General features: G+C 47.9%; 13 protein-coding genes and 1 riboswitch. Of the genes, 3 read left to right on the forward strand and 10 right to left on the reverse strand.

All coding sequences use genetic code 11. From position 1 onward, the window contains the following. Positions 1-28 precede the first annotated feature (28 nt). The 9 genes from QGP82_RS16565 to QGP82_RS16605 form a co-directional block, all read right to left on the reverse strand. Entirely contained in the window at positions 29-772 is a 744-nt protein-coding gene (locus tag QGP82_RS16565; RefSeq protein ID WP_163671435.1) for a DUF928 domain-containing protein, read from the reverse strand. A 660-nt stretch (positions 773-1,432) separates the two neighbouring features. Next, a complete protein-coding gene (locus QGP82_RS16570) occupies positions 1,433-1,690 on the reverse strand; it encodes a hypothetical protein (RefSeq protein ID WP_163703129.1) in 258 nt (85 codons plus the stop codon). 161 nt (positions 1,691-1,851) lie between these two features. After that, positions 1,852-3,279: a dihydrolipoyl dehydrogenase family protein gene (locus tag QGP82_RS16575; RefSeq protein WP_499060340.1), complete on the reverse strand. Its 1,428-nt coding sequence runs from the start codon at positions 3,277-3,279 to the stop codon at positions 1,852-1,854. A 478-nt stretch (positions 3,280-3,757) separates the two neighbouring features. Continuing rightward, positions 3,758-4,534, reverse strand: coding sequence for an ABC transporter ATP-binding protein (locus QGP82_RS16580; RefSeq protein WP_163671432.1), 777 nt, complete (start codon positions 4,532-4,534; stop codon positions 3,758-3,760). A gap of 2 nt (positions 4,535-4,536) precedes the next feature. Then, positions 4,537-5,382, reverse strand: a complete 846-nt coding sequence (locus QGP82_RS16585) for an ABC transporter permease (protein ID WP_163671431.1) — start codon at positions 5,380-5,382, stop codon at positions 4,537-4,539. A gap of 70 nt (positions 5,383-5,452) precedes the next feature. After that, complete coding sequence (locus tag QGP82_RS16590; protein WP_163671430.1) at positions 5,453-6,505, reverse strand: ABC transporter substrate-binding protein; 1,053 nt, start codon at positions 6,503-6,505, stop codon at positions 5,453-5,455. 235 nt (positions 6,506-6,740) lie between these two features. Further along, positions 6,741-7,436: a hydrogenase nickel incorporation protein HypB gene (gene hypB / locus QGP82_RS16595; protein ID WP_499060372.1), complete on the reverse strand. Its 696-nt coding sequence runs from the start codon at positions 7,434-7,436 to the stop codon at positions 6,741-6,743. Between the two features lie 72 nt (positions 7,437-7,508). Further along, entirely contained in the window at positions 7,509-7,862 is a 354-nt protein-coding gene (gene hypA, locus QGP82_RS16600; protein WP_490794891.1) for a hydrogenase maturation nickel metallochaperone HypA, read from the reverse strand. A gap of 7 nt (positions 7,863-7,869) precedes the next feature. After that, a complete protein-coding gene (locus QGP82_RS16605; protein WP_490794892.1) occupies positions 7,870-9,048 on the reverse strand; it encodes an agmatinase family protein in 1,179 nt (392 codons plus the stop codon). Positions 9,049-9,164: 116 nt separating this feature from the next. After that, positions 9,165-9,278: riboswitch (guanidine-I (ykkC/yxkD leader) on the reverse strand. 176 nt (positions 9,279-9,454) lie between these two features. Here QGP82_RS16605 and QGP82_RS16610 point away from each other — a divergent pair. Together QGP82_RS16610 and queG are read left to right on the forward strand one after the other, a co-directional pair. After that, entirely contained in the window at positions 9,455-10,030 is a 576-nt protein-coding gene (locus tag QGP82_RS16610; protein ID WP_499060344.1) for a GNAT family N-acetyltransferase, read from the forward strand. Continuing rightward, a complete protein-coding gene (gene queG / locus QGP82_RS16615) occupies positions 9,997-10,989 on the forward strand; it encodes a tRNA epoxyqueuosine(34) reductase QueG (protein WP_499060347.1) in 993 nt (330 codons plus the stop codon). Before QGP82_RS16610 ends, queG begins: the two co-directional genes overlap by 34 nt. An 82-nt stretch (positions 10,990-11,071) precedes the next feature. Here the strand turns inward: queG and QGP82_RS16620 are convergent, their stop codons facing one another. Next, positions 11,072-11,848, reverse strand: a complete 777-nt coding sequence (locus tag QGP82_RS16620; RefSeq protein WP_163663353.1) for a hypothetical protein — start codon at positions 11,846-11,848, stop codon at positions 11,072-11,074. Positions 11,849-12,054: 206 nt separating this feature from the next. Here QGP82_RS16620 and gcvT point away from each other — a divergent pair, with 206 nt between their 5' ends. After that, positions 12,055-13,131: a glycine cleavage system aminomethyltransferase GcvT gene (gcvT, locus tag QGP82_RS16625; protein ID WP_163663351.1), complete on the forward strand. Its 1,077-nt coding sequence runs from the start codon at positions 12,055-12,057 to the stop codon at positions 13,129-13,131. The last annotated feature ends 32 nt before the right edge of the window (positions 13,132-13,163 follow it).

Raw genomic sequence — 13,163 nt, forward strand, 5'->3', positions numbered from 1 at the left:
TTCTTGATGGCTTGCTCTTGAGCAACCGTTAGTTTATCGCCTCCGTTGTTGGCAGCATAATTTCCACAGAGCTGGCACTCACCGACAGAGGAACAATTTGTTCTAGCCTAGCTGAAGCCATTAGCGTATGCCATTGACTCCATACATCTTGATTGTGTGGATGACGTTGCATCTGTTCCAGCAATACTCCCAGATGGTCATACCAAAGTTTGTTGGCGTCTAAGCTAGAACCCTCAACCCGATCAACCCAACCCTCCACTGAAATATTCTCTGAGCGGTTGTTAGGGTTACAAACGATGGAAGCTGCCCAACGATATCGCTGATTGATTTCTAATTTGGGCGCTCCACCCATGACACCTAAATCTAAACCAACAAGATCAGCGGTAGGTTCAACCGTTAAGTTCGTTTGATAAATAATCTCATCCTGGGCATTAAACAGATAAAACTCTAACTGTTTGGTACTTTTGACCTCTGGCACACTAAGCCAAAGTGTTGGTTCCGCTAAGGCCGTTGCCCCTAGATTAGTCTCTGGCACAATGGCCACCAGAGGTGCCGTATTTTGGGCACAGGCAGATGTTGGCAGACGAGAGGCACCACTGATGCGTCTGCCTGGCAAACCTTGGCGAACTTCTTCTTCCTCAGAAGCCTGAACTATACTAGGAGAACAACATTGAAGCCCTAACAATGTTGCTACTCCTATCGCTGTCAAGCGCACTAACCATTTAGAGGCAGGTAAAGAAACTGGGGTAATTGTGTTATTTGTGAGTTTCATGTGAAATAGTAAATTCGATGTCCTGCGGTTTATACGTGTTGTTATTTTTGACAAAGTTCTCAATTTAAATAGCACCCATAGAATAAACAGGACTCAGAGAAGACATACCGTCTAGTTCTTTATGAACTAAAAAGCACAGAGCGAAGCAAAATTAGTTTTACGTTCTATGGATGAGGCTATCTCCTTAATTCCCTCAACATGCCTCTCTTTAACTTTTCTAAGCCATGGGCTACCTGAACCAAAACCGTGGTTGTACTTACCTGATTATGTGTATTATGCGAAAATAAATTTACCTATTTAGACAAAAGTAGAGCTATTTACGCTCTAGCTAACAGGCACTAAAACCCCCGAAATACGTTGCCTTTCAAACCCTAAGTCTTTTATTTAATTTTAAAGTGAAGATTAAAGTAACTGTTTTTAGAAGAAATCAACTAATAATGTTTCGCCATTTGTCGGAAATAAATAATGACGCAATAACAGACATATAAACTCATCAACTTACACAACAATGTTATCTATAGTTTTCAGCAAGAGCTGATGTTGTAAACGATGTGCGCCAAGCTATACATCAGAGTTGAGTCATCTAGACACACAAAAACCGTCCTAGATACTTTTTCTAAGACGGTTTTGTATAGGTGAAATCTCAGTATTTATGAGGAACTATCGTTTAGATTTCACCTGGGTTTTGTGCTTTCTAGACTTAGAGCCAGATTTGCCCTTGTAGTCGTCATCATTATTTCTGCCGTTAGCCTCCCGAGAAATGTAGTCGATCAAGGCTAAGCTTAGTGACTGATCTTCAAAATCTCCATAGGATGTGCGCTTGGTTGATCGTTTTTCAAGCCGTTGATTAGGCTGTTGGAGAATTTTACTTCCTGCTAAAAAGATACCAATGACGATGAATAATGGTAGGAAAGGCATGGGGGTAACCCTCGTAAAATTCAGTAGATGCGCTGATAACAGGGAACATGCATTTAACTTTACCTGTGTGAAATTACCGTGAGGATGATTTTGATCACACGTCCCATAGGATTTTGATAGAGCGTATCTGTGATTAGTAGGGTTGGATACTTAATGATCTCTTAAGCAAGGGAACGTCGCCAGCTGAAGAACCCACGCAGTATATTCTGTAACCGATCGTTTTGGGCATAGCTTTGCTTAGTCAGTTGCAAAGCCGTCTTAGCATTGATTTCTGACAGTGTGGGGTAGATGTGAATGATGCTCTTAAGGGCTCCAATTTTCATTTTGTAGCTCATAGCCAAAACCACTTCATGGATGAGCTCACCGGCATGGGGACCGACGATGTGAGCCCCTAGAATTTCACCGTTTTGACGGGTAATAAATTTGGCAAATCCATGGCCTGCGGCCTCAGCTAAAGCGCGATCGACATCCTTAAAATCGTGCTTTAGTACAGCTACGTCATCCCCGTATCGTTCCTTTGCCTGCGCTTCCGTTAAACCAACGCGGGCAAGCTCTGGCTCTGTAAATGTCGCCCAGGGGATAACCCGATAATCGGCTTTTTTAGTGGCTAAGAATAGCGCATTCTGGATCACAACAGCGGCTTCATAACCAGCGACGTGGGTAAATTGGTATCCACCAATAACGTCGCCAGCACCATAAATGTGCTTGACGCTGGTCTGAAGTTTTTCATTGACCTTAATACCCGCTTTGCCGACTTCTACACCGGCTGCCTCCAGACCTAAGGATTCTACATTGGGAATGCGACCTGTGGAGAGCAAGATCTCGTCCACAACAATGACTTGGTCGCCGACATAGAGATGCTTTTTGCCGTCAATCACCTCTACTTTCTGGGCTCGGCTTTTGGTAAGAATGCGAATGCCTTCGGTCTCAAGTTGCTTTTGGACAACAGCCGCTGCCTCAGGTTCTTCCTTAGGCATAATCTGATCGCGGCTGGCAATAATAGTGACCTCAGCTCCCAAACGGGCAAAGGATTGACCGAGTTCACAGCCAATGGGGCCAGCGCCAATTACGGCTAGGGAATCGGGTCGCTTTTTCAAGGAAAAGACCTGTTCATTGGTCAAAAAGCCAGCTTCTTTGATGCCTTCAATGGGAGGAATTGCAGGTCGAGAACCGGTTGAAATTAGAAAATTACGTCCCTTTAATTGCTTGCCGTTGACTTCAAAGGTTTTTGAGTCAGTAAACTGACCGGAGCCATAGAAAACATCGACGCCGAGGGCTTCAAATCGCTCCGTTGAGTCATGCTCTTGAATGATACCGATAACGTTCTGAACATGGTTGATGGCTTCTTCAAACTTGATGGTGGGTTTTGAGGTGTAGATGCCAAACTGGGACCCAGTCCGTACATGGTGGGCCACCTGACCAGCGTGGATAAGGGACTTACTGGGGACACATCCATAGTGGAGACAGTCGCCCCCCAGTAGATGTTTTTCGACTAAGGCAACACGAGCCTTGAGCTGAGCCCCAGCGCTAGCGGCTACTAAACCGGCAGAACCGCCACCAATAACGACAAGATCGTACTCCACTGCCATAGTTTGCTGCTCCTGTTTGGGTTCATGTTCGAAGCTACAGGCCATTCCTGAAACCTGGCTGAGAACCTCTAGAAAAAAAGCTAAAGGTCATCGCTGTGGCAATTTTTCCCAACGTTGGCTTAGTTTGACGACTGCAGGTGGCAGAAGCAACTAAAAATGCTGCTTTGCCTACCCGGTTTTATTGAACTGGGTTTGTCTAAATATAGGGCTTAGCCCTTAGCTATCTTCACCTGACTGTAAAAAGTTCAAAATCAGCTGTTACTGATGCAAAATGCGAGCCTCTAACTGGTTCACTGCCTTTGGGCACTATCATTCCCATAGTGCCAAGTACAGCCAAAATACGGGTCCTTTATAAGGGCCATCGGGTAGGAGGGGTGTTATGTTCGGCATTGGGCAAAAACCGCTCGGGCAGTTCACCCTTGGCCATCAGTGGCTGGGATAGAGGCTGTTGACATAGCATTGCTGTGCAAACCAGCGGCTAAGCAGTTACCAGATCTAAGTCCTGTTTGCCTCGCAATAGGTCGGTTATTTCATGTTTGTACGACTGAAACTTAGGATCGCGCTTCATGGCGTAGGTGCGTGCTTCAGGTAGATCAACGGTAATCTCACGCTGAATGGTTCCGGGACGTGCCGTCATCACATAGATCCGCTGGGATAGAAACACGGCTTCTTCCACATCGTGGGTAATCATCAAAATGGTGCAGCGGGTGCGTTTCCACAAATCCAACAGAAATAGCTGCATGACTTCTTTGGTTTGCACATCCAAGGCTCCAAAGGGTTCATCCATGAGCAGGATTTTAGGATGACAGGCCAGGGCGCGTGCGATCGCAACCCGCTGTTTCATTCCCCCCGACAACTCTTTAGGCAATGACTTAGCAAAGTTAGCCAGCCCTACCACATCCAAATAGTAGCTAGCCCGCTCACGCCTTGCCTTTTGGGTTACCCCCTGTAGCTTCAGACCAAACTCAACATTGCGCTGTACCGTCATCCAGGGATAGAGGGTGTACTTCTGGAATACCATGCCACGGTCAGCCCCTGGCCCCGTCACTGGCTCAAAATCAACGGTAATCTCACCGCCGGTGGGCGTATCCAAACCAGCAACCAATCGCAGTAATGTTGACTTCCCTGAGCCAGAAGCGCCCACAGCACAGACCAGCTCCCCTGTTTCAACATGGATATTAATGTCTTTAAGAGCTAGCAGCGGCCCCTGCTTCGTTGAAAATTGTTTATAAAGCTTAGAAATTTCAAGATGCATAACTAATCAAACGCCCACTTACAGCTTGTCTTGAGCACCCAACGAAAGATTAAATCTAAAGCAAATCCGATGACTCCCAACATAATCAGGCAAGCAAAAATCTCATCAGTTTTAAAGAAGCGCTGGGCCAGCAGAATACGTTTGCCCAACCCTTCCTCGGCTGCCACCAGCTCGGCAATTACCACCAAGTTCCAAGCTGTGGCGACGTTAATACGAAAAGTATCGATAATACTCGGAATAACGTAGGGCGTAATCACTGACATCAGCACCTGCCAGCGTCGTCCCCCCAGAGTATAGGTAGTCTCGATCAAGTCCTTAGGCACAAATTTAACCGCATCCATGATCATCAGAATGTTGTAAAACACCGTACCGATCACAATAAGTGCGATTTTAGGTTCCTCATTTAGACCCAGATAGATAATTAATAGCGGAATAAACGCCGGAGCAGGCATGTACCGCAAAATCCCAACAATCGGCTCCAGCATGGCACGAATACTGGCAAAGGCTCCCATACTGATTCCCAACGGTATCGAGACAATCGCCGCCAAGGTGAAGCCAATCGTTACTCGCCCAAAACTTGCAAAAATATCTTGGGTGATAAATCCTTTTTCCCATAGTCGTTGAAAAGCGCCAGCCACATTCTGAGGACTAGGCAAGAACTTAGGATTTACCCCCGTATAGTTAGACAATAGCCACCAGGCTGTTAAAGGCACTACTACGGAAGCAACAATTAGAATCCAGTTCAGCGAATCTGGAATCTCTTCAGCAATACGCCAAAACACCGTGGGCTCTAAGCTTTTAGGCGTTGGCTCAAAATCATCTTTGAACGGTTCAGATGTTTGAGTCATCGGTCGTTCTTCCTAAGAAAACATAAAAAACAGGTAGGGGCGCACAGTTCGCCCCTACCATCAGAGCTATTTACAAGCCCTCTGAATAGGCTTGCACGAAACTGTCATCTAAGATGGCACCCAAATCTTCAGGACCGGCCTCAATAAAGCCCACATCCACCATAAAGTCGTTCATTTTCTGCGCAGCAAAGGGCATATGTTTCATACCCTCACCCTCGCTAAATGCTTCTAAATTCTCTTCAATGGTGAAGATGCGAGTACCCGCTTTGAAATCTTCATAGTCTTCAACGGAAACACCAGAGCGCTCCGCCATGATTTTATTGGACTCCTCTGGATTTTTGGCGATGTAATCAAGGGTGGCAAACCAGGTGTTAACCAAAGCCTGCACCTGTTCAGGTTGCTCATCAATCATTGTTTGACTCACCACCAATAGGTCCGGAATTGCCCCTGGATAATCCTTGGACGATAACAGTTCTTTGCTGCCTTCACGTTCCAGGGCAATCCCCCAGAAAGGCGGCCATCCAGCAAAGGCATCCACCTGACCAGAGGCAAACGCTGCCGCCGCTGCCCCCGTTTCTAAATTCTTGATGGTGATATCAGAACGAGACATACCAGCCTCCTCCAGGGCCTGGGTAAGCATAAAGTCACCCACCACACCTTCTTCTAGGGCAACAGTCTTGCCCTTTAGATCTTCCACACTATTAACCCCTTCGGCAACAACCACTTTGTCATTGCCGGCTGAGTTGTCATTGACCAAAACAGCCACTTCCCCATTGACAGCATCCGCCGCAAATGAAATGGTGTCGTTCAACGTTTGACTATTCCCATCCAGCTGACCAGCAGCAAAGGCCTCCATGGAGGCTAGATAGCCGTCAAACCACTTGAGTTCTACATTGGCTCCATTGGCCTCGAACAGGCCTTTTTCTTCCGCTACAGCCCAGGGTAGCCAGCCGGGCCAATTACTGTATCCAATCACTAAAGGAGCACCTTCAGCTGCAGCTATCTCTGGGGCATCAGCGGCAGGTTCAGAGGTGGTTTCTGGAGCATTGCCAGCACACCCCACAGCCACCACCACACCAAAGACAAAGGCTAAACATGTAGATAAAAATCGTTGTCGTCGCATCGCACACCTCACTAAACTGTGGAACTAGTTAGTAGCTGTCTTGGGTAATCACATCGGCATTGCTGATCCTCGGGATGACTTTAGTTGTGAGATATCGTCAAATAGCAATAGCTCTAGATTGATTCATCCCCTAAATCAGCAATCGCATCACATCCAGGTTGTAGCCAATGGTTTCGTCTGCTGAAAACCTAAAGCTTTGCATAGGGACAAAGCTTTTATACAGGACCTTGGAACGTCATACTGTGAGCTGTAAACGGTTTGGCTGATTAGCAACCGTCTGCTGAACCCACTCAAACCAGCCTGCTAGACCGTCACCAGTCTTGGCAGACACACGAAAGATCATCACATTGGGATTAATTTGTCTGACGTTAGCTTCAATCTCTTCTAAGTCAACATCCAGATAGGGTGCTAAATCTGTTTTAGTGATCAACAAACAATCTGCTTCTCGGAACATCACCGGATATTTCAGAGGTTTGTCTTCTCCTTCAGTCACGCTGAGTAGAGCAACTTTGGCATGTTCACCCACTTCAAATTCAGCAGGGCAAACCAGATTACCGACGTTCTCAACAACAACGAGATCCAGACTGGCGGGATCTTGCTCATGTTGCAGCTGATGTATGCCACCAGCCACCATTTTGGAATCCAGGTGGCAGGAACGACCGGTGTTGATGGCAATGACCGGAACACCGTACTGACGGAGGCGATTGGCATCCAGCTCAGTGGTCATGTCCCCTTCAATCACAGCGATATTTAAGCCCTGTAATCCTTTAAGCGTAGTTTCCAGCAGCTGGGTTTTACCCGCACCAGGACTACTCATCAGGTTGATACAGGTGATGCCCCATTCATCAAAATGGGCACGGTTGTGATCGGCTCCTTTCTGATTGGCATGGAGCAGATTCATTTCGAGGGCGGCGTCAAAGGTTTGGTGCATTGTTAGGTAATGGGCAATGGACAACGGGGTGTGGAGACGTTCCATGGAACGTCTCCACAGGGGGGGGTGGCATTAGGCCGCAACACATTCAAGGCGGTCAATTTTTAATTCCCGACCAGATCGAATATCTTCCATGGGGCTATGACAGGTGGGACAAGCATATTGGCTGCCAAATTCAGGTCGATAATCAGCGCGGCAGGTATGACAGTGGGCCACCAGGGGAACATCCTTAATCACCAACTGAGCACCGTCGAGAAACGTTCCCTGGGTCTGTACGTCAAAGGCAAACTGCAAACTGGCCGGTTCGACACAGGTAAATGCCCCCACAATCAGATGAACCTTTTCAATGATCGGGGTTTCCGGCTGAGAGTCCCACCAGTCGCGAATGGTGCCAATTAAGGCTTTGGTCATGTCGGTTTCGTGCATGGTTGGTTTATTGCCAATCGTTGCCGACGTCCATGTTGGCCTCGGCGTGAATATAGTCAGGGGTGCCTGTCCTTGGCAGCTGTCCAGATTGCACCAGGTGAGCCATGGCATCACAAATTACGCGGGTGGCCATCAGAGATGTCATGTCGCTGATGTCGTAGGGTGGTGAGACTTCTACCACCTCTAGACCGCAGACTGGGGCATTGCGAATGATTTTGCCCAGCAGGTATAGGGCCTCACGCGGCAGGAGGCCACCGGGCTCAGGCCAACCGGTACCGGGGACAAATCCGGCATCAATGCAATCAATATCGAAACTGATATAAACACAGTCGGTGCCATCCAGGGCTCGTTCTAAAGCAAAGTCAGCGGCGGCGTCCAGCCCCATCTCAGTAATGTCTGTAACCGTGAGAATGTTGGTGGCCCGCTCACGACACACTTTGACGCCCTGGCGTGGCACCTGCCACCCGCCAATGCCCAACTGTACTAAATTCTTAGCAGGTGCATTTTTCATATTGGTGGCATGGAACCAGGGACAGGTATGCATGCGCTCATCCAGGTCGGTTTCTTGAGTATCCACATGGCGATCAAAGTGGATAATGCCGACTTTTTTATCCCCCAGGTGACGGCATACACCTCGCACAGTGGGAAATCCGATGGAGTGGTCACCGCCGAGAATGATGGGAAACGCACCGGAACTGAAAATATGGGCGATGCCTTTAGAAATTTGGTCAAAAGACTTTTCGTTGTTGGCAGGAATTGTAAAAATATCGCCCACATCACAAAGGGTAATTTGCTCTCGTAGATCAATCCCCATTTCAAAGTTGTAGGGGGTGTAGAGAGCGGAGATGCGACGAATACCTTGGGGACCAAAGCGGGTACCAGGACGATAGGTGGTGCCAGAGTCGTGGGGGACACCCACAATGGCAATGTCATAGTCACCCACCTTGCGGACGTCCTCGATATAGGGAGCTTTGAGAAAGGTATTAATGCCAGCGTAGTGGGGGAGCTCGCCACGAGAGAAGGTGGGAATGGTGCGATCGCGAATACTATCGGCGGCCTCTAACCCATACTCCAACCCTTGGGCTACTTCCTGTTGCCAGCCCGTGAGGGGCAGTTGAGCCTCACGCTCTAGGGCGCGGTTCGCCTCTGAATCAGCTGGATTACGAAAGGTAGGTGTGTCACTCATGATGTTGGTGCATAGCGCTAAATAGGCAAGGATATTGAACCGTTATGACATTCAACAGGAAATCAAAAAATTAAAAGCCCGAGAGAATCCATAGCAGACACAAGCTGCTGAACGGTTTCTCCCGGGCTTTTATCCCGCCGTGTACCAGAAAACTGGCGGTTTCTCTCGGACCAGACATTTAACATCGAGATATCTCAAATGATTAAATCGGAACCCTAGAAACCTTCCTTGTTGGCTCCAGTATTAAAGGTCACTACCTTTTGAGAAGTATCTTTTGTTACCAAATTTCCTATTAAATTGTGACGTATTATTTTCAGCAAGGAGAGAAATAAAGACTTTCCTAAAAAACAAGATTGGGATACAAATAAATCAGTATTCAAAGATAAAAGGAATGGACAATGGGGATATGGTCAATGCGGTAGAGTACGCCGTGGGCTATCTAATTCGGCCAGCCCAACCATCAGATGTGGAACATCTACCCGCCATAGAGCGAGCGGCAGCCCAACGTTATGTCCCCTATCTCCGTCCATTGGGGCTAACTCCAGGAACACTAGACGATATTGTCTCCGTTGATTTTCTAAATCAGGCCTTACATCAACGGCATCTATGGGTAGCAGCCACGGCAATACCTCAGACCTCGCTCGTCGGGTTTGTAGTCGTTGATCGCTTACCCACCGGCTATTTTGTGGTGGAGCTTGATGTTTTACCTGATTACAGTCGACAGGGTATTGGCACAGCTCTGATGAAGCAAGTTGTTGAGGCTACCCGTAAGCAAGGCTTTACAACGGTCACCTTAACCACATTTCGCCATATCCCTTGGACAATTCCTTTTTACCAACGGTTAGGATTTGAAATTGTTGTTCCAGAAGACTACACTCCAGATATCCGTGCCATTGTTAACCATGAAGACCATCATGGATTTAGTCGTCAGGTCCGGGTAGTAATGCAGTGCCAGATTCCATCTCTCCCTCCTCCCCAGTAACCAATCCACTGCTTGCTGAGATTAAGCAACAGGTGAAAACATTAGGCTTCCATCGCGTTGGGATTGTGGCTGTGACGCCTGAGCCAAGTGTTCAGGAAAAGACGATGCAGACACGGCTCCAGCAGTGGTTAGACCAGGGGCATCAGGCAGATATGGCATGGATGGCCAACCCAAAACGCCAAGACATTCGCCGGGTGATGCCAGAGGTGAGGTCGATCATTTGTGTAGCGCTCAATTATTACACCCACCACCAGCGACCTGAAAGCCCTGAATATGGCAAAATCGCCCGCTATGGCTGGGGCCGCGACTACCATCGGGTCATGCACAAAAAGTTGAAACAGCTATCGCTATGGCTACAGGCGCAACCGGATGACAACGGTCAGCCTATCCTGGCTCGCTATTACGCCGATACAGGACCGGTGCAGGATAAATTCTGGGCCGAGGAAGCGGGGTTGGGCTGGGTGGCTAAAAATGGCAACCTGATCACCCGTGACTATGGTTCTTGGGTGTTTTTAGGCGAGGTTTTAACCAATCTACCCCTACCGGCATCGCGCCCACACACTAACCACTGCGGCACCTGTACCCGCTGTCTTGATGCCTGTCCGACCAGTGCAATTCGTGCCCCCGGTGTGGTTGATGCTAGCCGCTGTATTGCCTATCACACCATCGAAAACCGTAGTGAGCAGCTGCCATCTCATGTGGCCAACCATCTGGATAACTGGGTTGCCGGTTGCGACATTTGCCAGGACGTATGCCCCTGGAATCAGCGCTTTGCCAAACCCACGGATGTGGCTGAGTTTGAACCCTACCCTGGTAATGTGGCTCCTAAGTTAAAGGACCTGGCCAACCTAAGTGACGAAGAATGGAATCAGCAATTTCCCGCATCAGCCCTCAGACGCATTAAACCGACCATGTGGCGACGAAATGCTGCTGCTGCTTTGGAAAACCAGGGTGATTAGATTGAGTTTTGAATTTTGAGTTATTAGCCTTTGACTTGAAGCAACCATATTAAAGGGCTAATAATTCAAAACTATTCCATCTTTAGATAACTAGCTTTGCCGAAGCCTCAGTCAACACATAGGCATAGTCTGAATTTTCTAAAGCAGTATGGACTTCGTCGTAGTTAGCGATGAGATCTGAAAGTCTTTGGTGCACTAATTTTATGGAGTACTGAACCCGCTTACGCTGCTGTAGCGATAAGAAACGACACAGACGCTGGGCTACTGTGTCGTGGACGTTGGGATCTAACAGATCAGTTTCATAGGTGATAGTCAGATGAGGTACCTGGGCAACAATGGCGGCTTCAGAAATGCGTTGCTCATCTAGCTTTTTGAGGATGGCAATCAAAGCTGTAGGGTTGATGTGACGACTACCAGGCTGTTGGGCCTTAAGAACTGCAATCCCATGGCGCATTAAATCTCGCCGCCGCAGATGAATGACCTTATACCCCTGGTCGTAGAGGATGGCCATAAACCGAGAGGGTTCGCTCATACCATGGGTCTTAATCAGATCTGCTGCCGATAGTTTGAATCCGAACAGATAATCGGGACAAGCCAATCCATGGCGCTGAATATGCCGTAACGGGAAAAAGTGTCGCTGTTCTAATAGCGGTTCCATGGTCCACGTCGATGGCAAGGAACCATAGCGAGTGTCGGTCACCACCTGACGTAGCAAATCCGTCACCATGCGCCCACCGCTAAAGTCTTCGCCAAACAACACAAAGCGATGGGATGGTTGAGCCGTTAGATTGCGCTGACCGCGATTTATCAGACCCTGAAGCTGATGGGCAAACCAAGAGGAATAGTGTGTAGATGGCATGTTCTGTCATGATCGCTAACCCTGAGAGGTCTTAGTATTCCCTGAAGAGCTATTCCAATCAATTGCAGCGAAATTTTACCTTCCCATTGAATAGCATGATTTATACCCCATAAAGTACGGAATTGCCTATCCATAGATGTCTTTCAATAGATAAAAATAGGGTCAAACGAGAGAGTAGGATTGTCTATACTGTCTCTCCGCTTGCCATGAGTTTGCTTCGTACCCCGCTTTACGATTTGTGTATTCAAAACAAAGCCCGCATGACTGACTTTGCGGGCTGGGAAATGCCGGTGCAGTTTAGCGGTATCAAGCAAGAACATGCCGCTGTACGTAATCAGGTGGGCATCTTTGATATTTCCCACATGGGGAAATTCATTTTGACTGGGGATCATGTTTTGCGATCGCTACAGCAACTCGTTCCCTCAGATTTAGACAAACTCTCCCCTGGCAAAGCACAGTACACCGTATTGCTTAATCCCCAGGGCGGCATCATTGATGATCTAATTATTTATGACGAAGGTGAACAGGTCACTCTCATCGTCAATGCCGCAACAACTGATAAAGACAAGACATGGCTACTTGAACATCTAGCCAATGTCGAACTGCACGATAATTCCCAAACCCATGCCCTAATCGCTATACAGGGTCCCAAAGCAGTAGAAACTTTACAGAAAATCACAGATATTGACCTCAGCGTTATTCGTCGTTACAACCACGCCTATGGCCAGGTGCTGGGACACAAATCGTTCCTTGCCCGCACAGGCTATACCGGTGAAGACGGGTTTGAAATAATGGTAGAGGCTGACGGTGCTACTGCTATCTGGCAAGCGCTACAAGAACATGGCGCTGAACCCTGCGGTCTGGGGGCAAGGGATACCCTGAGACTAGAAGCATCCATGGCCCTTTACGGTCAGGACATTAACGATGAAACCACACCGCTAGAAGGCGGACTGAGCTGGTTAGTCCACCTAGATAAAGTGCCCAACTTCATCGGTCGAGATAGTCTTGCCCAACAAAAGGCGGATGGAATCACCCGTCGTCTGGTGGGCCTACAGCTAGAAGGTCGCAATATTGCTCGTCATAACTATCCAATTATTCAGGATGACAAACAAATAGGTATTGTTACCAGTGGCACCCTATCTCCCACACTGGGATATCCAGTGGCACTGGCTTATGTCCCCATTGAACTCGCTAAAGTGGGCACAGTAATCAATGTCCAAATCCGTCAGAAAACAGTACCTGCTACCGTAGTCAAAAAACCTTTTTACAAAGCATCAACATAGAGAGCTAGTGAGAAATAACTAAGGATTTCTGA

The organism is Leptothoe sp. LEGE 181152 (genome assembly GCF_032906605.1).
GTDB lineage: Bacteria > Cyanobacteriota > Cyanobacteriia > Phormidesmidales > Phormidesmidaceae > Leptothoe > Leptothoe turfae.

What these genes read in the sequence shown, in the direction of transcription:
- QGP82_RS16580 (WP_163671432.1), bottom strand. Translation starts at nt 4,534, where the DNA reads ATGCATCTTGAAATTTCTAAGCTTTATAAACAATTTTCAACGAAGCAG.
- QGP82_RS16590 (WP_163671430.1), bottom strand. Translation starts at nt 6,505, where the DNA reads ATGCGACGACAACGATTTTTATCTACATGTTTAGCCTTTGTCTTTGGT.
- QGP82_RS16610 (WP_499060344.1), top strand. Translation starts at nt 9,455, where the DNA reads ATGGTCAATGCGGTAGAGTACGCCGTGGGCTATCTAATTCGGCCAGCC.
- gcvT (WP_163663351.1), top strand. Translation starts at nt 12,055, where the DNA reads ATGAGTTTGCTTCGTACCCCGCTTTACGATTTGTGTATTCAAAACAAA.
- QGP82_RS16570 (WP_163703129.1), bottom strand. Translation starts at nt 1,690, where the DNA reads ATGCCTTTCCTACCATTATTCATCGTCATTGGTATCTTTTTAGCAGGA.
- QGP82_RS16585 (WP_163671431.1), bottom strand. Translation starts at nt 5,382, where the DNA reads ATGACTCAAACATCTGAACCGTTCAAAGATGATTTTGAGCCAACGCCT.
- hypA (WP_490794891.1), bottom strand. Translation starts at nt 7,862, where the DNA reads ATGCACGAAACCGACATGACCAAAGCCTTAATTGGCACCATTCGCGAC.
- QGP82_RS16620 (WP_163663353.1), bottom strand. Translation starts at nt 11,848, where the DNA reads ATGCCATCTACACACTATTCCTCTTGGTTTGCCCATCAGCTTCAGGGT.
- QGP82_RS16605 (WP_490794892.1), bottom strand. Translation starts at nt 9,048, where the DNA reads ATGAGTGACACACCTACCTTTCGTAATCCAGCTGATTCAGAGGCGAAC.
- QGP82_RS16565 (WP_163671435.1), bottom strand. Translation starts at nt 772, where the DNA reads ATGAAACTCACAAATAACACAATTACCCCAGTTTCTTTACCTGCCTCT.
- QGP82_RS16575 (WP_499060340.1), bottom strand. Translation starts at nt 3,279, where the DNA reads ATGGCAGTGGAGTACGATCTTGTCGTTATTGGTGGCGGTTCTGCCGGT.
- hypB (WP_499060372.1), bottom strand. Translation starts at nt 7,436, where the DNA reads ATGCACCAAACCTTTGACGCCGCCCTCGAAATGAATCTGCTCCATGCC.